The following is a 19,399-nucleotide window of genomic DNA, read 5'->3' on the forward strand; positions in this document are numbered from 1 at the left end:
TTGTTCCAATGGGCGTTATCCGCTGCAAGGGAACAGATCTACTGGTGTGGAGGCGGGAGCTGATCCGTCAGGGTGGACGCCCTGTGGATTTGGATTGGCTGCTTTCGATCGCCGCAGATTGCTCGTGGAGTGATCTTCAAAAGCTACGAATTTGCCCAGACGTTGAGATCGAGCTGAGTTCCTCGTTGCATCACCTCACGGATCTTTGGGCCCAGCATCGCGATCATCACATTCCTCTTCAGCACTTGGTTGGCATTTGTCCATGGCGAGATCTTGAGCTGGAGGTTTCGTCCGACGCCTTGATCCCCCGTCAAGAAACTGAGCTGCTCATCGAGTTGGCTTTGCAGTGTTTGCCAGAGGATGCTCGCGATGTAGAAGGGATCTGGGCCGACTTGGGAACAGGATCGGGAGCTTTGGCGGCGGCTCTTGCCCGTGTTTTCCCTAGCTGGCAGGGCCATGCCGTGGACTCCAGTGGCAGTGCGCTTGCTCTTGCCGAACGCAATCTGATCGCCCTAGCTGGCAAAAGTGATTGGCAACTCCATCTCGGCAGCTGGTGGGAACCGCTCAAACCATGGTGGGGGCAGATAGACCTTGTGCTCAGTAACCCGCCCTATATCCCGACGGCTGTGATGGATGAACTTGCTCCCGTTGTTAAAGACCATGAGCCTCATTTGGCTCTTTGTGGTGGTGAGGATGGACTCGACTGTTGCAGGCAGATCATCCGTGATGCCAGCAGAGCACTAGCTCCAGGCGGATGGATCCTTCTGGAGCATCACCATGACCAGAGTGCGATGGTGCTGAAGTTGCTCAGTGATGCAGGTCTTGAACGGCCAGAAGCCCGTTATGACCTTCAGGGCATCCCTCGCTTTGCTCTTGCGCAGCGGTCTTGCGAACCTATCGCTTACGACCAGCAGAGGGATGAACGATGACGATCAATCCCCTCAATCTGTTCGATCGCGATCGAACCGAAGCGCATTTGCGTGCTGGCGGCGCAGCCTTACTCCCAACAGACACCCTCCCGGCATTGGCTTCGATGCCAGAGCAGGCGGCTCAAATTTGGAGATTGAAAAAACGGCCACAGGACAAGCCGTTGATCCTGATGGGTGCTGACGTTGATGCGTTGTTGTGTCATGTCTCCCCCGTTGCTCGAGCCGATGCCAGTGCACTTGCGCAACGGCACTGGCCAGGAGCTCTCACCCTGGTCTTGCCAGCCTTTGGTCCCTGCGCAGAGACGCTCAACCCGGGATGCGCAACCCTTGGTTTGCGCATCCCGGCTTGTAAGCCCATGTTGGATCTTCTGCGTTGCAGCGGTCCGCTTGCCACGACCAGTGCCAACCTTTCGGGAGAGCCCGCCAGTCGAACCGAAACGGAGGCTGCTGGCGCATTTCCAGACTTGCCGTTGCTTGCACCGATCCCTTGGCCAGCCCCTTCTTGTCAAGCGAGCTCGGTGATTGCTTGGCGAGGACCTCAAGACTGGCATTGCCTGCGCAGAGGCGCTGTGATGCCAGTAGGTGTAGTGAGCCTTCCCGAATGCTCTGGTTAATCGCTGCGTTGATTTTGCTCCAAACGGCCATGCACTGGCTGTATGAACCGGTGGTCCAACTGCTTACGCCATTGGTTGGTTTCAACCTGCTTCCATGGATGATTGTCTTCATTGGGATCTGGATTTTTACAGGTCGCTCAATCCGATGACCCACCGCGCAGAAGAAGAGCTGATCGTGCCCTTAGAGATCGTGTCTGAAGCCGGCTAACGGATTTGAACCGATGACCTTCGCTTTACAAAAGCGCTGCTCTACCACTGAGCTAAGCCGGCATTGTTGGGAGTTTAACGCTGCGCGTTCTTGTGGACTCTGAATGGTTTCTGAGCCACCACATTGAAAGCTCAAGTCTCGAACGGCACCCACTTTTATCGAGAGCGTTGCTGATGTGACTTTCCACAGTGCGGATGCTCACCACCAGTCTGGAAGCGATGGCCCGATTGCTAAGCCCCTCAAGAAGGAGTTGGACCACGGCGGTTTCTGCTGGGGTGAAGCCTTGCTCAGCCATAAGGTCTGGAGATGCTTCTAGAACCATTCCCCGTTAGTCAGATTTGGGAGGTGCTGAAGTAATTGGTCGACGAAACGGCAAGTTGGCAACTAAGGCCGTTACACGATCTTCGGTTTCCAGGCTTACATCCCCTTCCTCTAGGTCGATATCGACGTATTTAGCCACCACTTCAAAAATTTCACGACGCATTTGGTCGAGAAGCTCAGGGCTTAGGTCACTGCGGTCGTGAGCCAGAACAAGTTGAAGCCTGTCTCTGGCAGTACTGGCGCTCGCTGGTTGACGCCCAAGCAATTTGTCGACAAGGTCACGGAGAGTCATCAGCTCAGAAGATCTTCGTTTGCATCAAGCGGCGCACTGTGGCCCGTAGGCCCGAACGCTCCTTGGAAGGATCCAGCAATGGAATGTCCTCGCCTTGAAGGCGGCCAGCGATATTGCCGTAGGCCTTGGCTGCTGGTGATTTTGTTCCATTCAAGGTGAGAGGTTCGCCCCGATTGGTGCTCACGATCACCTGTTCATCTTCCAGCACTAATCCGAGCAAGGGGAGGGCCAAGATGTCGGTGACATCATCCACAGCCAGCATCTCTTGATTGGCCATCATTTTCGGCCTTACTCGGTTGAGGACGAGCTGGACCGGGTTCACCCCGTGGGTGTTGAGCAAGCCGATCACACGATCTGCATCTCGCACTGCTGAAACCTCAGGAGTGGTGATCACAATGGCTTCCCGGGCAGCTGCAACGGCGTTTTTGAAGCCGTCTTCAATGCCCGCAGGGCAGTCGATCAACACATATTCAAATCGTTTCTCAAGCATGGAGGCAATGGCCTGCATGTCTTCCGGTTTGAGCCACTCGAGCATCCGAGGGTTGCCAGCCGGCAGCAACGCCAGATTGGGGACTTGCTTGTGCTTTACAAGGGCCTGGTCCAAGCGACAGGTCTCGGCTAAGACCTCTTGCGCTGTGTAGACAATGCGATTCTCGAGTCCAAGCAACAGATCAAGGTTGCGCAAACCGAAGTCGGCATCCAGAACAACGGTGCTTGACCCTCGCTGGGCTAGGGCAATCCCCAAGTTTGCCGTCAGGGTTGTCTTCCCAACGCCCCCCTTGCCGGAGCAGATCAAGATCGTTCGCGAATTTGACGTCACGTTGTCGCGGTTGATTTGGCAAGGTTAAGGGCTAGTGCCCTTAATTGTTCAAATCGAAAGAAAGCTCCTGAATTGTTAAGTCACTGCGGGGATCAGCAGGCTCGATTGCAATCTCTCCATCCACAATCCGCGCTTCCTCCGCCAGACCAGGTTGGGGTTTTTCCTCTGGTCCTCTGGCGACTAGATCCGCGATTCGTAGCTGAAGCGGACGGAGCTGTAAGGCCGTGATGCGTGCATTCAAATCGCCTTGAACACCCGCATGAGCACAGCCACGGAGGCGTCCCCAGATCAGGACGTTCCCTCCTGCGCTGATTTGAGCGCCTGGATTGACATCTCCAATGAGCAAAACGTGATGACGAGCTTTCAGATGGTCTCCCGATCGCAGGGTTGCTCGATGGATCAACAGGGCTGGGGCCTGCTGTTCTTCGCGACTTTCAGGACGAGGATCAGTGGGCTGCGGCGTCATGAGCTGAGCTGGAATGCCAAGCGCGTTCGCGCTGACAACGGTATGTGGATTGCAGCTTTTGATCGACAGCAATCGACATTGACGTTCCTCAAGCTGGGCTTGAAAGGCAGCGAGCACTCGGCAATTCAGCAACCACTCCCCGCTATCCAATTCAAGATCTTTTCCCTCAAGACCATTGAGTTGGTCCGCCAGGGTGTCCTGCCAAGGGATGTGCCGATTGGTGGGCAAAACTAGGCGATGGCATGCAGTTTGAAAGGTCCCTTGGGTCAAAGCCACCGACGTGATCAAGAGTGGAGGCTGACGTTAGATGTGCGCCAGGTATTGGCCCACCTTTCGTTTCAGTTCCTGACCGATCTGTTTTGGATAAATCAGCCAGCTGGTGCTGGCCGGTGTGCTCAGGCTTCTAACCAGTGCTGAGCTTTGCTCAAGCGCTTGAAGTTGCTGGCCATTCCAGAGCCTTAGCCCCCCTCGATAGGGGTGATACCCACGTAATTGTTGATGCCGTAGTCCGCAGCACAAACTCGGATCTAAACCTTTCGCTTCGGCTAATCCCCTGGCTTGGGCCAAGCATTCGAGCTGTTTCTCTTTTGAAAGACTGTCTACATCCAGTGCTTTAAATAGTCGTCGGTTGAGAAACCGATCACAGAGATCAGCGAGCGGGCGAGGGGCTTCCTCTCGCCAGCGCAACAAGTGATAGCCAGTTCGCAGGTCATCGTTGGCGAGGTAGGACTCCAGGTCGAGCTCATGGGCAGACCAAAGCCAGCTGTGCATCGTGGAATCTGTCCAGACATCATTGGGGCCTAGCTCACGGGCTAGACGGATCATTTGTTCCAGCAGCCAATTGCAGACCACATTGAGGCGGTGGTTGTAAACACTGCGGTACATCAGGTTTCGCACCACGAGGTAGTGCTCGACGGCCATTAGACCCTTGGGATGAATAGCGAGTTCTCCATCTGGCGCCAGGGTGAGTGCTGCCAGGATTCTCTCTAAATCAAGCTGGCCATAGCTCGTCCCAGTGCTGTAGCTATCGCGCAGCAAGTAATCGAGTCTGTCGCAGTCGAGTTGGCTGCTAACAAGGTCCTTAATCACCCTGCGTTGTGTGCTGCCGTGCTCTAGAAGTGCGGCCACGGCTTCTGAACTTCCCGGTTGGAATCGTTCGAGTGGCTCCTGGATCGCCGGGTGCTCTCGAACGATGCGTGCTGACCAATGTTCGTGGTGGGTGCCAAACATTTCCTCGCCGGTGTGGCTCAGGGGCGCATGACCCAAGTCATGGAGCAGGGCTGCTGCATAGAGCACGCCCCGATGAAGTTCCAGTGACGGATCCATGGCCAACAAGCTCTGAAAGGCCTGTCGTGCGATGTGGAACACGCCAAGAGAGTGGGTGAACCGGCTCGATTCCGCGCCGTGGAAGGTTAAAAATGCGGGCCCGAGCTGGCGAATGCGCCGAAGCCTTTGGAAGGGAGCTGCGTCAACGAGCTCGAGCACCAGCGCTTCTGCTGGGTCGTCTGTATTGAGCGCGATGCCGCCATGAAGAGGGTCGTGATAAGTGCGGCTACTCATGCCGTTGCTGCCATCTCCTCTTCATTGCTGAGATCAGTTGTTGGGGGAGATTCCGCAGTTTGTCGATCGATGATGGCCTCCAGCACCCGTGCGGCATCCGTTAGCCAGCGGTCTCCCTCGCCACCCGGATTCAGCGGCTCGGGCTGATCTAGCAAACGGTCTGGAGTAATTCCTTGCCCCTGAATGTCACGTCCGCTTGGGGTGACATAGCCGGCAACAGTGACGGCCAAACCACTGCCATCGCTCAGATTGGTGAGGGTCTGAATGAGTCCTTTGCCGAAGGTTTCACTGCCGAGCAGCAGTGACCGATCATTGTCTTGAAGGGCCCCCGCGAGGATCTCGCTGGCACTCGCGGTGCCGGCGTTGACCAAGGTCACCATCGGACCGTCGTACAACGTGATTGGGTTCGATTGGATGGGATCAGCAATCCCATCTCGATTGCGTGTTTCTACAATGGGCTCTTGGTTTAGGAAGGCGTCAGCAACAGCGAGTCCACCGCTGACGAGCCCTCCAGAGTTGTTCCGAAGGTCAAGAACTACCCCTTCCACTCCTTTGTCGGTGAGTTCCTGCAAGGCTTCTTGAACTTGATTCGGTACGCCTTCGCTGAATTGTGTGATTCGAAGATGGCCAAGGGTGTGGGTGTCACTGCGAAGACGGCGTGTGCGAACGGGGCGCAGGTCAACATTGCGTCGTTCCAATGTGAGTTCTTCCGGCTCTCCATTTGGGGGTTGCACAGTCAGCAAAACCTGTGTTCCTACATCCCCTCGTAAGCGTGCCGCTGTGGTTTCGAGTCCCAGCAGAGCGGTCGATTCTCCGTTCACTGCCAGCAGCGCCGCGCCGCTGACCACGCCAGCGTCAGCGGCGGGTGACCCCTCGAGTGCCGCGATCACAACGACTGAATCTTCATCGTTGTGATGGCCGAGTTGAAGCCCTACTCCACTCAGGCTTCCCGAGTTGCTGGATTTCATGACGGAGTAATCGTCAGGTCTCAAAAGACGTGTGTATGGATCATCGAGGGGCTCAAGCATGGCTTCGATGGCGCTGTAGGCCTGCTCGCTGGTTTCGATCGTCTTCTCGAGAGCCTTCTGTCGCAAACGCTTCCAGTGAATACGGTCGAAAGTCGAGGGGTCGACATAGCTCTGATTCACGAGGCGCCAGGTTTCCACCACCAACTGCTGGGCATCGTTGAGAGCCAGAGCAGGCGCTGGAATTAAGAGGCTGCAAAGCAAAAGGGAGGCCAAGCCGGAGGCCAGCTGCCGCAGGCCTTTTCTCATGTAATTAACAATCGGCAACATCAGCTTCATTCTGTCGCGTCGGTTGGATCGTCATCGGTAGACTCTCGCAATCCAAACCGACCTTTGCATGGCGAACTCCTCACCTGTCTACGACTGGTTCCAGGAACGTCTTGAAATTCAGGACATCGCTGATGACTTCAGCACCAAGTACGTTCCGCCCCACGTCAATATTTTCTATTGCCTGGGCGGCATCACGCTTGTTTGCTTCCTGATTCAGTTCGCGACCGGGTTCGCGATGACTTTCTATTACAAGCCCACTGTGGCTGAGGCTTACAGCTCAGTTCAGTACCTGATGACAGACGTGAGCTTCGGGTGGCTCATTCGCTCAGTTCACAGATGGAGCGCCTCAATGATGGTGCTCATGCTGATCCTGCATGTCTTCCGTGTGTACCTCACGGGTGGCTTCAAGCGTCCCCGTGAGCTCACTTGGGTGACTGGTGTGACGATGGCTGTGATCACGGTTTCCTTCGGAGTTACCGGATACTCACTTCCTTGGGATCAAGTTGGCTATTGGGCCGTCAAGATCGTTTCCGGAGTCCCCGCTGCCATTCCAGTGGTTGGTGATTTCATGGTTGAGCTTTTGCGTGGTGGAGAAAGTGTTGGCCAATCCACACTCACTCGCTTTTACAGCCTTCACACATTCGTGATGCCTTGGTTGCTTGCTGTCTTCATGCTCATGCACTTCTTGATGATCCGTAAGCAGGGCATTTCTGGTCCTTTGTGATCCATCTCAGTTGCTTTACGCACTGATTCAAGTTTCGAACTTTCCCACTTACCGTTCGTTCATTACCGCTTCGCACCATGCATATTCTCAAGAAGCCTGATCTCACCGACCCCAAGTTGCGGGCCAAGCTCGCCAAAGGCATGGGTCATAACTATTACGGTGAGCCGGCATGGCCCAATGATCTTCTCTACATCTTCCCTGTAGTCATTCTTGGCACCATTGCCTGCATTGTCGGTCTGTCCGTCTTAGATCCAGCCATGCTGGGCGACAAAGCCGATCCGTTCGCAACACCGCTTGAAATCCTCCCTGAGTGGTACCTCTATCCGGTGTTCCAGATCCTCAGGGTTGTTCCTAACAAGCTTCTTGGTATCGCACTGCAAACCTTGGTTCCCCTTGGTTTGATGCTTATTCCATTCATTGAGAGCTTTAACAAGTTTCAGAACCCATTCCGCCGTCCTATCGCGATGGCAGTCTTCTTGTTCGGTACAGCTACCACTATCTATTTGGGAATCGGTGCTGCGATGCCTATCGACAAGTCACTGACTCTCGGTTTGTTCTGAGCAAACCAGCTTCAGTAAAAAACCCCTAGCCCATGGCTAGGGGTTTTTTTGTGCGGTGTTGTTTTGAGCTGTTGTTTTATCCGCTCGGTCCGTCAAGGTCGAGCATGTCCACATCATCAGGATTGACCCGAAGGAAGTGATGGAGCAGAAGAAATCCAACGATGGTCCAGGTCTGATAAGTGCGTGATTGCTGGCCCATCCAAGTGCCTGTGGGTCCATCGAAATATTCAGCCCATTGTTGTCTTGGCAGTTGGTTGAGCTGGCTCCAGTAACAATCCTCAAGCATCGCCTTCATCTGCCCCATCAGCAGGATGTCTGCATTGGGGTGACGGCGCTCATGGAGAAGAATCGAAGCTCCGAAATACCAAAGAAGGCTCGGCCAATGGCCACCATTGTGGTAACTCCATGGCCAGTTCTTAGGGTCTGATCCGGTCTTGTTTTGCCACTCCAACGTTTCCATGGGTGGGTGGCAAATCCGCATTGGCATCTGCGCCATCAGATGATTGCGGTTGTGAAGCGTGAGGCGAAACAGTGCACGCTGTTGCGGTGCTGTCAGGAGTCCGAAGAGACAGCCCAGGGAATTGCCAAGACTGTAAAAACGGAAATCGGGTCGACCGGTACGGATGTTGCCGATTAAATAGCCACCGCGGTTCTCAAGCCAATCCTGCAGCCAATCAGGGATCACTTGTGGCTGCACATTGAATTCGTTTTGGTGCTGATTGTCGCCGTATTGCTCCGTGGGCCTTCGTCTTAAAACTTGCATCGTTTTACTGGTTACCCAGTAGTGCTTCAGCAAGAACTTGCGGAGGTCATGAATCCACTGGCGTGTGAGCACCAAACGTTGATCGAGCAGGCGACTGCTTTGATTCCGTAGACCGAGCTCCATGAGCTGGGAGCAGCAACGAAGGGAGGCGTACAGGAGCACTTCGACTTCAAGGGGTGCACCCCATACGTCCATTGGACGATCGATCATGAACGCACAATCCGGAACAAACAGCACCGGCGTGCCCTCAAACGTGGGGTGAAGAACGAGGTCCAACAACAGTTGGACCCCTCGTTGGACGCCTGGGGTGGATCCAAATTGTTCGTCCCCACTGGCTTTGACGTACATCCAGCAGAGGACTGGCCACCAGAGACTGGCGTCGACAGATGTGATCCGTCCGATTGAACGTTGTCCGTAATCGGCAATGAGCTCACCGTTCTCCTCAACAAAACTTGTTGGGAATACACCACGGGTCTGATAGGTAGTGCTCTGCAGGTCGAGGCAGATCTTGAGGAACTGCTTGACGACCTTGAACCTTTTTTGCGTCAACAGGTAGACCATCACTGGCACGTTGTCGCGCAGGAAGATCTCGCCGTAATTGAGGGCCTCGTCGTCACGAGGGTGCTGGAGAGCAGCAACGCTTCCTGCCAGGCTGCCAGCAATCGGAATCAGCGTGCGTTCGAAATGCTCTTTGGCCTTTTGAACGACCTGATCTTCTTTGGAGCTGGGACGGACCCGCTGGTTCTGTTGGCTGAAGCGTTCGGCCATGGTGCTTTTGCGACCATTGTTCAAAACTTAGTGATGGACTTTGCTCTGGCCAGTGGAAGCAAGTCTGGAGATGCTCTCATCCCTCCAAGGTTGCAAAGAGGGTGTGTGTTGGGTTATGGTTTTGGACTGCGCGGGGGAGTAACACTCCGAGGCGCAGCCGAGGGATGCAAAGAGCGAAAGCTTGAAGTGTTCTGAGGGTGCTTACGAGATTGGGGGAGCGATCCCACGATGTTGTAAGTTTCAAAGGCGGTCGCGAGACCGCAGGCCGCACGTCTCTGAAAGGGGACGCAAAGCCAGAACCTGGACAATTAAAAAGTTTAGGAACTGACGCTTTTATCGCGTTTAGTTCGAGTTAAGGCCGAAAGGTTTTAATGCGAACTAAATGATATTGCGATAAAGGTGTGAGGTCCCGTCAACAACATTTTAGTTGCAGAGAAGCATTGTGCTTACAACTTGAGGGTTTTCACGAACCATTGAGTTGTCGGTGTGCGCAATGTGGAGCAACGACCGGATCTGAGATCCTGGAAAGTCAAACGAGGAAGAGATTCTAAATTTGCACTCTTGTGAATCCTTCTGTCAGAGGAAGGGGGCGACAACTGCGACCAGTACGCCAGTGCTGGGCCCGTGGGTGAAGCAAGTCAATCTGAGGTGAGAACCAAAAGGGATTGATCTACAACGGAGAGTTTGATCCTGGCTCAGGATGAACGCTGGCGGCGTGCTTAACACATGCAAGTCGAACGAACCTTCGGGTTAGTGGCGGACGGGTGAGTAACGCGTGGGAATCTGCCCTCAGGAGGGGGATAACGGTTGGAAACGGCCGCTAATACCCCATATGCCGAGAGGTGAAATGAATTTCGCCTGAGGATGAGCCCGCGTCTGATTAGCTAGTTGGTGAGGTAAGAGCTCACCAAGGCATCGATCAGTAGCTGGTCTGAGAGGATGATCAGCCACACTGGGACTGAGACACGGCCCAGACTCCTACGGGAGGCAGCAGTGGGGAATTTTCCGCAATGGGCGAAAGCCTGACGGAGCAACGCCGCGTGAGGGATGAAGGCCTCTGGGCTGTAAACCTCTTTTATCAAGGAAGAAGATCTGACGGTACTTGATGAATAAGCCACGGCTAATTCCGTGCCAGCAGCCGCGGTAATACGGGAGTGGCAAGCGTTATCCGGAATTATTGGGCGTAAAGCGTCCGCAGGCGGCCCTACAAGTCTGCTGTTAAAAAGTGGAGCTTAACTCCATCATGGCAGTGGAAACTGTTGGGCTTGAGTGTGGTAGGGGCAGAGGGAATTCCCGGTGTAGCGGTGAAATGCGTAGATATCGGGAAGAACACCAGTGGCGAAGGCGCTCTGCTGGGCCATCACTGACGCTCATGGACGAAAGCCAGGGGAGCGAAAGGGATTAGATACCCCTGTAGTCCTGGCCGTAAACGATGAACACTAGGTGTCGGGGGAATCAACCCCTCCGGTGTCGTAGCCAACGCGTTAAGTGTTCCGCCTGGGGAGTACGCACGCAAGTGTGAAACTCAAAGGAATTGACGGGGGCCCGCACAAGCGGTGGAGTATGTGGTTTAATTCGATGCAACGCGAAGAACCTTACCAGGGTTTGACATCCTGCGAATCTCTTGGAAACTTGAGAGTGCCTTCGGGAGCGCAGTGACAGGTGGTGCATGGCTGTCGTCAGCTCGTGTCGTGAGATGTTGGGTTAAGTCCCGCAACGAGCGCAACCCACGTCTTTAGTTGCCAGCATTTAGTTGGGCACTCTAGAGAGACCGCCGGTGATAAACCGGAGGAAGGTGTGGATGACGTCAAGTCATCATGCCCCTTACATCCTGGGCTACACACGTACTACAATGCTACGGACAAAGGGCAGCAAGTTCGCGAGGACAAGCAAATCCCATAAACCGTGGCTCAGTTCAGATCGTAGGCTGCAACTCGCCTACGTGAAGGAGGAATCGCTAGTAATCGCAGGTCAGCATACTGCGGTGAATACGTTCCCGGGCCTTGTACACACCGCCCGTCACACCATGGAAGTTGGCCACGCCCGAAGCCGTTACTCCAACCCTTGTGGAGGAGGACGTCGAAGGTGGGGCTGATGACTGGGGTGAAGTCGTAACAAGGTAGCCGTACCGGAAGGTGCGGCTGGATCACCTCCTAACAGGGAGACAAACAACGATTTTGATGTCTGAGTTTTTTATTCTTAGGCCAAAATCCTGTCACCTTAGGTCGATCGGTACCTCAACTTTGAAGCTAAGAGAGTTCCAGCAATGGTTGTCTGCTTAGTGGAGATTTTTAGTTCCTAAACTTTGTCTAGTTCACAACCCATTAGGGATGAGACTCCTGGGCCATTAGCTCAGGTGGTTAGAGCGCACCCCTGATAAGGGTGAGGTCCCTGGTTCAAGTCCAGGATGGCCCATTCGGTGTAGGGGGTTTAGCTCAGTTGGTAGAGCGCCTGCTTTGCAAGCAGGATGTCAGGAGTTCGAGTCTCCTAACCTCCACTGACTGCAAAGAATCCCCATCTCCAAAACCTGGAGTATGAACTCGTATGGATTGTGATTTAGATGTGTCCGCTAGATGATCCTAGCTTCTTGTCATTTTAAGACATGGAAATGGTTCCATGATTTGATTGATAGGATGCTGGGCTCGATTCAATGTATTGAGAGATCAATGCATTGTTTTGATGTCTAGCCGAACCTTGACAACTGCATAGTAAAAGTCTGGAAAGAATAAAGCATCTCATAGATGCATCATTCTTGAGTGTTCATTCACTTTTGGATGGTGTTAATTCTAAGAGCAAGAGCCGAGACTCCAGCATGTTCTTTCAAATGTGTCGAGCATTTGAGAGTTTGATTTTAATTTCTACTTGTAGAAGTTAGAAGAATCTGTTTCAACGACAGCAAGCGTGTTGGAGATACATTGGTCAAGCTACAAAGGGCTCACGGCGGATACCTTGGCACACAGAGGCGATGAAGGACGTGGTTACCTGCGATAAGTCTCGGGGAGCTGGAAACACGCTTTGATCCGGGAATTTCCGAATGGGGCAACCCCTAGAACGGCCAGCTGAATCTATAGGCTGGCGCGAGCCAACCCAGCGAACTGAAACATCTTAGTAGCTGGAGGAAAGGAAAGTAAAAACGACTCCCTAAGTAGCGGCGAGCGAACGGGGAAGAGCCTAAACCAATGGTTTCGACCATTGGGGTTGTGGGACAGCAATGTGGATCAGGAATGTTAGTGGAAGTGTTTGAAAGACACGCCACAGAGGGTGAAAGCCCCGTACACGAAAACTGAACTGACCTAGCTGTATCCCGAGTAGCACGGAGCACGTGGAATTCCGTGTGAATCAGCGAGGACCACCTCGTAAGGCTAAGTACTCCTGTGTGACCGATAGCGAAACAGTACCGCGAGGGAAAGGTGAAAAGAACCCCGGGAGGGGAGTGAAATAGAACATGAAACCGTGAGCCTACAAGCAATGGGAGCCCTACTAATAGGGTGACCGTGTGCCTGTTGAAGAATGAGCCGGCGACTTATAGGCACTGGCGGGTTAAACCGGAAATGGTGGAGCCATAGCGAAAGCGAGTCTGAATAGGGCGTTTGTCAGTGTTTATAGACCCGAACCCGGGTGATCTAACCATGGCCAGGATGAAGCTTGGGTGATACCAAGTGGAGGTCCGAACCGACTGATGTTGAAAAATCAGCGGATGAGCTGTGGTTAGGGGTGAAATGCCAATCGAACCCGGAGCTAGCTGGTTCTCCCCGAAATACGTTGAGGCGTAGCGTCTCGTGCTCCAGCAGGGGGGTAAAGCCACCATTTCGGTGCGGGCTGCGAGAGCGGTACCAAATCGAGATGAACTCTGAATACCCTGTGTGTAGCGAGGCAGTCAGACTGTGGGGGATAAGCTCCATGGTCGAGAGGGAAACAGCCCAGACCGCCAGCTAAGGTCCCCAAATCAACACTAAGTGATAAAGGAGGTGGGATTGCCCAGACAACCAGGAGGTTTGCCTAGAAGCAGCCATCCTCAAAGGAGTGCGTAATAGCTCACTGGTCGAGCGATCCTGCGCCGAAAATGAATGGGGCTAAGTGTTGTACCGAAGCTGCGGATTTATGGTAGGGGAGCGTTCTATGTGGGGCGAAGCGTTAGCGTGAGCGGGCGTGGACTGCATAGAAGTGAGAATGTCGGCTTGAGTAGCGAAAACATGGGTGAGAATCCCATGCACCGAAACCCTAAGGGTTCCTCCGGCAGGCTCGTCCGCGGAGGGTTAGTCTGGACCTAAGGCGAGGCCGAAAGGCGTAGTCGATGGATAACAGGTCAACATTCCTGTACCGGTTATGTTTTGGGAAGAGGGACGGAGAAGGCTAGCCAAGCCAGATGTTGGTTACTGGTTCAAGCGTTCGAGGCGTTGAGGATCGGCGAAAACGATCCGAGCTGAGGCGTGAGTACGAGCTGCTACGGCAGCGAAGTTGGTGATGTCATGCTTCCAAGAAAAGCTCTATACCCGTTAAGGCATAACTGCCAGTACCCGAAACCGACACAGGTGGGGTGGTAGAGAATACCGAGGTGCGCGAGGTAACTCTCTCTAAGGAACTCGGCAAAATGGCCCCGTAACTTCGGGAGAAGGGGTGCCACAGCAATGTGGTCGCAGTGAAGAGGCCCTGGCGACTGTTTACCAAAAACACAGGTCTCCGCTAAGTCGCAAGACGATGTATGGGGGCTGACGCCTGCCCAGTGCCGGAAGGTTAAGGAAGCCGGTCAGCGTAAGCGAAGCTGGCGACTGAAGCCCCGGTGAACGGCGGCCGTAACTATAACGGTCCTAAGGTAGCGAAATTCCTTGTCGGGTAAGTTCCGACCCGCACGAAAGGCGTAACGATCAGGGCGCTGTCTCGGAGAGAGGCTCGGCGAAATAGAATTGTCTGTGAAGATGCGGACTACATACACCCGGACAGAAAGACCCTATGAAGCTTTACTGTAGCTTGGTATTGTGCCCGGGCTCTGAATGCGCAGGATAGGTGGGAGACGTTGATCTAGTGCTCGTGGGTGCTAGGGAGTCAATGGTGAGATACCACTCTTTCAGAGCTAGGGTTCTAACGTTCACCCGTTATCCGGGGAGCGGACAGTATCAGGTGGGCAGTTTGACTGGGGCGGTCGCCTCCTAAAAGGTAACGGAGGCGCGCAAAGGTTTCCTCAGGCTGGTTGGAAATCAGCCGACGAGTGCAAAAGCAGAAGGAAGCTTGACTGTGAGACCTACAAGTCGAACAGGGACGAAAGTCGGCTTTAGTGATCCGACGGTTCTGAGTGGAAGGGCCGTCGCTCAACGGATAAAAGTTACTCTAGGGATAACAGGCTGATCTCCCCCAAGAGTTCACATCGACGGGGAGGTTTGGCACCTCGATGTCGGCTCATCGCAACCTGGGGCTGAAGTCGGTCCCAAGGGTTGGGCTGTTCGCCCATTAAAGCGGTACGCGAGCTGGGTTCAGAACGTCGTGAGACAGTTCGGTCCATATCCGGTGTATGCGTAGGAATATTGAGAGGATTTCTCCCTAGTACGAGAGGACCGGGAGGAACACACCTCTGGTGTACCAGTTATCGTGCCAACGGTAAACGCTGGGTAGCCATGTGTGGAGTGGATAACCGCTGAAAGCATCTAAGTGGGAAGCCCACCTCAAGATGAGTATTCCCATGGGGTAACCCAGTAAGGTCACGGGAAGAACACCCGTTGATAGGCTCTACGTCGAAGTTCAGTAATGGATGCAGCGGAGGAGTACTAATAGACCGAGGGCTTGACCAACACTTGGTTCTTGCCTTGAAACAACTTTATTTGATCCAGATTGCATCATCAAGACGAAAGTTGAGGTGATGAAGCTATGCAGTTCTCAGGGATCAACCCTTGGGAATTTTCTATCCTGGTGTCCATAGCGCTGTGGAACCACTCCGATCCATCTCGAACTCGGTTGTGAAACGCAGCAGCGGCGACGATATTTGGGGGGTAGCCCCCTGAGAAAATAGCTCGATGCCAGGTAAAAACATTCCAAACGAAGAAAGCCATCCCTTGAAGGGGTGGCTTTTTTTGTGCCATTTCTCGCGTTACGTTGGTTTTGATTGGTGCCAGCAGCTGCCATGGCTAAACAAATCCGGCTGCGAAGGTTGGTTCGTAGTCTTTGGCGCGCCTGTTTGCGTTGGGCGAAGTGCGATTGCGTGGATCTGAGTGCTGCATTTGCGTATTACACGCTGCAATCGATCTTCCCGATCCTTCTCATTTCATTGTCAATTGCTTCCACACCTTCTCCTTCCTTTAAGTTAAGCCGTTGCTTCTAATCGCTTTTATCTGATCGTAGATTGGCTTTTCTTCGGATGTATCCGTATAACTGAGATGTGCTCACGCCTACGATCACGCCTACAGCAAGGTTGTGGGGATGAGTCAGCATCGTCGCTAAAAATGTAGCGATCATGAGAAGAGTGTCGATCTTAGGTAGTCTCCCTATTCTCCTCAAGCTGTCAGAATCTGCGGTTGCAACTGCGATTGAAATCATAACTGCGGCGACTGCGGCCAAGGGAATTAAGCCAAGAATTGATCTTGCAAAAATTAGAATAGTAACTATAAATAGTCCCGTCGATAAGGTTGATAGTCGTGATTTTGCCCCATTTTTCACGTTCATGACCGATTCGCCTACGAGTGCACATCCGGCCATTCCGCCAAATAGTGATGTAATGATATTGGCGATGCCTTGTCCAATGCCTTCCGACCGCTTATCCGCTGTTGTTTCTGTTAGTGTATCGATGTAATCGACTGTTAGAAATGTTTCTAATAGGCCTACGAGCGAAATTGCAATTGCGATCGGTGCTGTTGTCCATATAAGATCAAGGCCTGCAATGTTGTTCGCTCCATTGATGAGGAATGGGATTTCCGGTAAGTGGATTCCCTGCGGTAGGCTTCCCAGATCACTAACTCTTGGTACGTCGAATCTCATCGTCCATGCCAGTATTGTTACGACAGAAATTGAGATGAGCTGTGAGGGTATTTTCTTCGTGATGTATGGAAATGAATAGATGATTAGTAGTCCTATCGCTGTCAAAGCCCATACGGTTGGTAGCTCTTTCACTGTTGGCAGGTAAGTTACCTGATGTCTTTCAAGTCCTAGAAGTTGTTCAAAGCCAAGTTGTGGCAATTCTGCTTGTAAAATGAGTAATGCCAGTGCATTGACGAATCCACTCACGACAGGTTTTGGGATGTATTTCATTAAAGCCGAAATATTCAAGAGGCTCCAGATGATCTGGAGAAGCCCCGCAAGCATGCTTGCTGTTAATAAAAAAATAATTCCTTTGTTGTCTGCAAAGTTATTTCCTTGAGCTGCAAGCCCGGTCATGAGTACTGCGGTTGATCCTGATGCCGAGGTGATCATCGCGATTCGACTTCCTGTGAAGGCGATTGTGATCGTTAGAAAGATTGCGCCATAGAGGCCAAGTTCTGGAGGGACTCCAGCGACTCCAGCGAAGCCGATTGCTTCCGGAATAAGTACCAATGCCATCACCAGGCCAGCCAGCAGATTTGGTAACGGTGCTATTGCTAAAGAGTTTATTTTTTGTCTAAGAGAAGGCATCGAAAAGGTATTTTGTCGCAACAAGAGTCTCTTTGATGATGAGCAGTATTGCCTTGAGCGAAACTTTTTTTATTGTTATTTTGTTGGCATCATTGGCCTGGTATTTGTTTTGCTACTCTCTCGAGTCGCTAGTCACGCCTGGTGATTCTTGCGATTCGGATTGATTGCTTCCCCCTGCTACAACTCCGTTTTGGGATTTCGTTATGACGTTTGGCAGCTGGAGCACCAGTGGGTGCTTCGTCCTGCCAGCTTGATTCGTTCGATTGCTTTCCCACATTTCGGACATGGTTGTCCGGTACGTCTATAAACCGCTGCTTGACCACCGTAATTGCCATTTACTCCTTCGAGATCTCTGAAGTCACTAAAGGTTGTTCCGCCTGCCCCAATACTTAGTTCTAAGATCTCGATCAAACATTCCCTGAGTTTTTCTAATTGCTTGCGATTGAGTTGGCCTGCTGGCGTTTGAGGGCAAATGCCAGCAGCAAACAAACTTTCATCGGCATAGATGTTGCCCGTGCCTGCCACGATCGATTGATCCAGTAATGCCGCCTTGATTGAGCGTGTGGACCCTTTAAATCGCTCTTGTAAGTACTGCGTTTTGAAATCTTGGCTAAAGGGTTCAGGACCTAACTTTTTTAAGCCCGTGATGATCGACTCCACTGCAGTATCGGGCGGGACCCACCACATTTCTGCAAAACTTCTTAGGTCTACGAAGCGCAATTCTTGTCCCTTTGCATTCCAAAAACGCACGCGGGTGTGTTTGCAAGGTGGAGTGTCGTCCTCGATCCACTGAAATTGGCCTGTCATTCGTAAGTGAACACCCCAGTATCCGGCGCTTTCTTCAGCGGAATTGGCTTCGGCTGATCCAGGCCTATAGAGCTCCGAGTAGAGGTATTTCCCTCGTCTCATCCAATTGCCAACGCGGCAATTGAGGAGGCCTGATTCAAAGCATTCTGGTCCACCAGGACTGGCAATCGCCCTGTCCCGGCAAACTTCAAGATCGCTGATCACGAATTGATCGAGACGATTCGCTAATCCACGACGAACCGTCTCAACTTCCGGGAGTTCGGGCAACGGCCTCAGGCCGGCTCGAGTTCCGCTTGAGCGAAATTATTCGTGTTGATTCCGCCTTCTGATCCGGAAATCCCGTTGTAATTCACCTTTTCAAAGCGAACGACCACCGGGTAACGAATGCCTGAGGTGTCGATGGAAGCCACCGTGCCGACATCGTTGTACCAATAAGACTCAGGGCGCTTAATGCGCACCTTGTCACCGCGGGAAATTGCCATCGCTGCGCAAGAACGTTGATGCAATCAGAGCGTATCGCTGCGTGGCCTCAAGATGGAGTGAGCGTCACAGAATGTCTTTCGACCTGTTGCCATCTTCGCCGCATCGGCATGGCAGCATCCATCACCACCTCCTCTGTCACCGCCTTTGACAAGCCTGAGTTCCGAAGCACCCACGTTCAATCTCGATCTCCCAGATCCTGAGCGGGATGACATCAGCACGATGGAATTCCTGGCTCGTCTCGAGCAGGCCTGGGATGTGTGCGACAAATTTGACCTACAAACCGAAATTTGGCGTGGTCGCATCCTGAAATCAGTGCGTGACCGTGAAAAACGCGGAGGTGAAGGTCGTGGTGCGGGCTTTTTGCAGTGGCTTCGTGAACGGGAAATCAGTAAGACCCGGGCATATGGATTGATTCAACTAGCTGAATCAGAGCAGGGTTTGGTTGGTGAGGGTTTGCTCGAGCAATCGAGTGTGAATCAGTTTTCAAAACGCGCCTTCCTTGAGACAGCTTTGGCGGCTCCCGAAGTGCAAGTGATGATTGCTGAAGCCGCCAACGAGGGACAAGAAATCACCCGCAAGCAGGTGCGCAGGCTCACGGATGATTTCACTTCTGCAACCAGTCCCTTGCTTCCGGATGAAATTCGTCAACGGGCGCAAGAGAATTTGCTGCCATCCAAGGTTGTGGCACCTCTGGTGCGTGAATTGTCAAAGCTTCCAGAGGTTCAGCAGGAAGACTTCCGCAAGGTGCTTCGTGATGAGCCGGAACTTGATCGGATCAAGGACGTGACCCATACGGCGCGATGGATCACGAAGGCCACGGAATCAGGTGTTGCTGTTCGTGCCTTTCAACAGGGTGAGCTGGATCTGGAGAAGGCGATGCAGGAGGCACAGCGTCTCGATGCTCTGGGTTTGCTTGCCGATGCTGTAGGGCAGGCTCAGGCTCTGGAGTCCGCGGTTCTTAAGCTGCACACCTCCTGGAGACGGTTAGGCGGTCTGCATGAACGACTGTGGGTGGAAAGCGGAAGCAGCACCCCTTATCTACGCGATGTTTTGACAGCGCTACAAACTTTGAGTGGGGCCACGATGCGGGTGTCGCTTGGGGAACTTGCTGGGGGCAAGAGGGTGAGACTCCAACTTGTTGAGGAGGCTCCTGACCAACTGGAGCCTCCGATAACCCTCTAGATCTAGTGCTCGTT

16 protein-coding genes, 3 tRNA genes, 3 rRNA genes and 1 pseudogene are annotated in these 19,399 nt (G+C 53.0%); 12 read left to right on the top strand and 11 right to left on the bottom strand.

The genetic code is table 11. The annotated features are described in order from the left end of the window. Positions 1-8: 8 nt before the first annotated feature. Together prmC and SYNC_RS02605 are read left to right on the top strand one after the other, a co-directional pair. Complete coding sequence (prmC, locus tag SYNC_RS02600; protein ID WP_011618496.1) at positions 9-929, top strand: peptide chain release factor N(5)-glutamine methyltransferase; 921 nt, start codon at positions 9-11, stop codon at positions 927-929. Beyond that, positions 926-1,543 carry an L-threonylcarbamoyladenylate synthase gene (locus SYNC_RS02605; RefSeq protein ID WP_011618497.1) on the top strand — a complete coding sequence of 206 codons (618 nt, stop codon included), beginning with the start codon at positions 926-928 and terminating at the stop codon, positions 1,541-1,543. The genes prmC and SYNC_RS02605 overlap by 4 nt, the downstream gene beginning before the upstream one ends. A 198-nt stretch (positions 1,544-1,741) precedes the next feature. Here the strand turns inward: SYNC_RS02605 and SYNC_RS02610 are convergent. From SYNC_RS02610 to ctpZ, 7 genes are all read right to left on the bottom strand, one after another. Further along, positions 1,742-1,813, bottom strand: a tRNA-Thr gene (locus SYNC_RS02610). Continuing rightward, positions 1,804-2,073 carry a response regulator transcription factor gene (locus tag SYNC_RS13700; protein WP_011618498.1) on the bottom strand — a complete coding sequence of 90 codons (270 nt, stop codon included), beginning with the start codon at positions 2,071-2,073 and terminating at the stop codon, positions 1,804-1,806. Before SYNC_RS13700 ends, SYNC_RS02610 begins: the two co-directional genes overlap by 10 nt. A 6-nt stretch (positions 2,074-2,079) precedes the next feature. Next, on the bottom strand, positions 2,080-2,364 hold the full coding sequence (gene minE, locus SYNC_RS02615) for a cell division topological specificity factor MinE (RefSeq protein WP_011618499.1): 285 nt from the start codon (positions 2,362-2,364) through the stop codon (positions 2,080-2,082). A 4-nt stretch (positions 2,365-2,368) separates the two neighbouring features. Next, a complete protein-coding gene (gene minD, locus SYNC_RS02620; protein ID WP_011618500.1) occupies positions 2,369-3,184 on the bottom strand; it encodes a septum site-determining protein MinD in 816 nt (271 codons plus the stop codon). 40 nt (positions 3,185-3,224) lie between these two features. Next, complete coding sequence (minC, locus tag SYNC_RS02625; RefSeq protein WP_041426337.1) at positions 3,225-3,926, bottom strand: septum site-determining protein MinC; 702 nt, start codon at positions 3,924-3,926, stop codon at positions 3,225-3,227. 27 nt (positions 3,927-3,953) lie between these two features. Next, positions 3,954-5,210 (bottom strand): HD domain-containing protein, encoded by a 1,257-nt coding sequence (locus SYNC_RS02630; RefSeq protein ID WP_011618502.1) that lies wholly within the window; start codon positions 5,208-5,210, stop codon positions 3,954-3,956. Then, the gene (ctpZ, locus tag SYNC_RS02635) at positions 5,207-6,505 is read right to left on the bottom strand and encodes a carboxyl-terminal processing protease CtpZ (RefSeq protein ID WP_011618503.1); all 1,299 of its coding nucleotides are present in this window, start codon (positions 6,503-6,505) and stop codon (positions 5,207-5,209) included. The genes SYNC_RS02630 and ctpZ overlap by 4 nt, the downstream gene beginning before the upstream one ends. 67 nt (positions 6,506-6,572) lie before the next feature. On the opposite strand from ctpZ, the gene petB reads away from it, so the two are divergent. After that, positions 6,573-7,229 carry a cytochrome b6 gene (petB, locus tag SYNC_RS02640; RefSeq protein WP_006854932.1) on the top strand — a complete coding sequence of 219 codons (657 nt, stop codon included), beginning with the start codon at positions 6,573-6,575 and terminating at the stop codon, positions 7,227-7,229. A 77-nt stretch (positions 7,230-7,306) separates the two neighbouring features. Beyond that, entirely contained in the window at positions 7,307-7,789 is a 483-nt protein-coding gene (gene petD, locus SYNC_RS02645; RefSeq protein WP_006854933.1) for a cytochrome b6-f complex subunit IV, read from the top strand. Between the two features lie 76 nt (positions 7,790-7,865). On the opposite strand, the gene SYNC_RS02650 is transcribed toward petD, so the two are convergent. After that, entirely contained in the window at positions 7,866-9,320 is a 1,455-nt protein-coding gene (locus SYNC_RS02650) for a glycoside hydrolase 100 family protein (protein WP_041426339.1), read from the bottom strand. Between SYNC_RS02650 and SYNC_RS14130 the strand changes: the two genes are divergently transcribed. The 7 genes and pseudogenes from SYNC_RS14130 to SYNC_RS14930 all read left to right on the top strand — a co-directional run. Further along, positions 9,300-9,515 carry a hypothetical protein gene (locus SYNC_RS14130; protein ID WP_148201811.1) on the top strand — a complete coding sequence of 72 codons (216 nt, stop codon included), beginning with the start codon at positions 9,300-9,302 and terminating at the stop codon, positions 9,513-9,515. The genes SYNC_RS02650 and SYNC_RS14130 overlap by 21 nt on opposite strands. Positions 9,516-9,992: 477 nt before the next feature. Next, positions 9,993-11,477: ribosomal RNA gene (locus SYNC_RS02655) — 16S ribosomal RNA — on the top strand. 184 nt (positions 11,478-11,661) lie between these two features. Further along, positions 11,662-11,735: transfer RNA gene (locus tag SYNC_RS02660), tRNA-Ile, on the top strand. Between the two features lie 9 nt (positions 11,736-11,744). Further along, positions 11,745-11,817 (top strand) — tRNA-Ala (locus tag SYNC_RS02665). 420 nt (positions 11,818-12,237) lie between these two features. Further along, positions 12,238-15,103: ribosomal RNA gene (locus SYNC_RS02670) — 23S ribosomal RNA — on the top strand. 114 nt (positions 15,104-15,217) lie between these two features. Then, positions 15,218-15,334: ribosomal RNA gene (rrf, locus tag SYNC_RS02675) — 5S ribosomal RNA — on the top strand. The 16S, 23S and 5S rRNA genes sit together here with 2 tRNA genes alongside, the layout of an rRNA operon. Positions 15,335-15,432: 98 nt before the next feature. Continuing rightward, positions 15,433-15,591, top strand: a pseudogene (locus SYNC_RS14930) (YihY/virulence factor BrkB family protein); the annotation flags it as partial. Between the two features lie 35 nt (positions 15,592-15,626). Here the strand turns inward: SYNC_RS14930 and SYNC_RS02685 are convergent. The 3 genes from SYNC_RS02685 to SYNC_RS02695 all read right to left on the bottom strand — a co-directional run bounded on the left by SYNC_RS02685 (position 15,627) and on the right by SYNC_RS02695 (position 18,202). Then, a complete protein-coding gene (locus SYNC_RS02685; RefSeq protein WP_237699257.1) occupies positions 15,627-16,937 on the bottom strand; it encodes a SulP family inorganic anion transporter in 1,311 nt (436 codons plus the stop codon). A 177-nt stretch (positions 16,938-17,114) separates the two neighbouring features. Then, positions 17,115-17,987, bottom strand: coding sequence for a DNA-formamidopyrimidine glycosylase (locus tag SYNC_RS02690; RefSeq protein WP_011618509.1), 873 nt, complete (start codon positions 17,985-17,987; stop codon positions 17,115-17,117). A gap of 5 nt (positions 17,988-17,992) precedes the next feature. Then, on the bottom strand, positions 17,993-18,202 hold the full coding sequence (locus SYNC_RS02695; RefSeq protein WP_006854760.1) for a photosystem I reaction center subunit IV: 210 nt from the start codon (positions 18,200-18,202) through the stop codon (positions 17,993-17,995). Positions 18,203-18,422: 220 nt separating this feature from the next. Here SYNC_RS02695 and SYNC_RS02700 point away from each other — a divergent pair, with 220 nt between their 5' ends. Further along, positions 18,423-19,385, top strand: a complete 963-nt coding sequence (locus SYNC_RS02700; protein ID WP_237699300.1) for a hypothetical protein — start codon at positions 18,423-18,425, stop codon at positions 19,383-19,385. Positions 19,386-19,399 lie beyond the last annotated feature (14 nt).

Origin of the sequence: Synechococcus sp. CC9311 (assembly GCF_000014585.1) — a bacterium.
Lineage (GTDB): Bacteria > Cyanobacteriota > Cyanobacteriia > PCC-6307 > Cyanobiaceae > Synechococcus_C.

Coding starts and splice junctions, on each gene's coding strand:
- SYNC_RS02605 (WP_011618497.1), top strand. CDS start 926: ATGACGATCAATCCCCTCAATCTGTTCGATCGCGATCGAACCGAAGCG.
- ctpZ (WP_011618503.1), bottom strand. CDS start 6,505: ATGTTGCCGATTGTTAATTACATGAGAAAAGGCCTGCGGCAGCTGGCC.
- SYNC_RS02700 (WP_237699300.1), top strand. CDS start 18,423: ATGGAATTCCTGGCTCGTCTCGAGCAGGCCTGGGATGTGTGCGACAAA.
- SYNC_RS02630 (WP_011618502.1), bottom strand. CDS start 5,210: ATGAGTAGCCGCACTTATCACGACCCTCTTCATGGCGGCATCGCGCTC.
- SYNC_RS02695 (WP_006854760.1), bottom strand. CDS start 18,202: ATGGCAATTTCCCGCGGTGACAAGGTGCGCATTAAGCGCCCTGAGTCT.
- minE (WP_011618499.1), bottom strand. CDS start 2,364: ATGACTCTCCGTGACCTTGTCGACAAATTGCTTGGGCGTCAACCAGCG.
- SYNC_RS02650 (WP_041426339.1), bottom strand. CDS start 9,320: ATGGCCGAACGCTTCAGCCAACAGAACCAGCGGGTCCGTCCCAGCTCC.
- petB (WP_006854932.1), top strand. CDS start 6,573: ATGGCGAACTCCTCACCTGTCTACGACTGGTTCCAGGAACGTCTTGAA.
- SYNC_RS13700 (WP_011618498.1), bottom strand. CDS start 2,073: ATGGTTCTAGAAGCATCTCCAGACCTTATGGCTGAGCAAGGCTTCACC.
- petD (WP_006854933.1), top strand. CDS start 7,307: ATGCATATTCTCAAGAAGCCTGATCTCACCGACCCCAAGTTGCGGGCC.
- prmC (WP_011618496.1), top strand. CDS start 9: ATGGGCGTTATCCGCTGCAAGGGAACAGATCTACTGGTGTGGAGGCGG.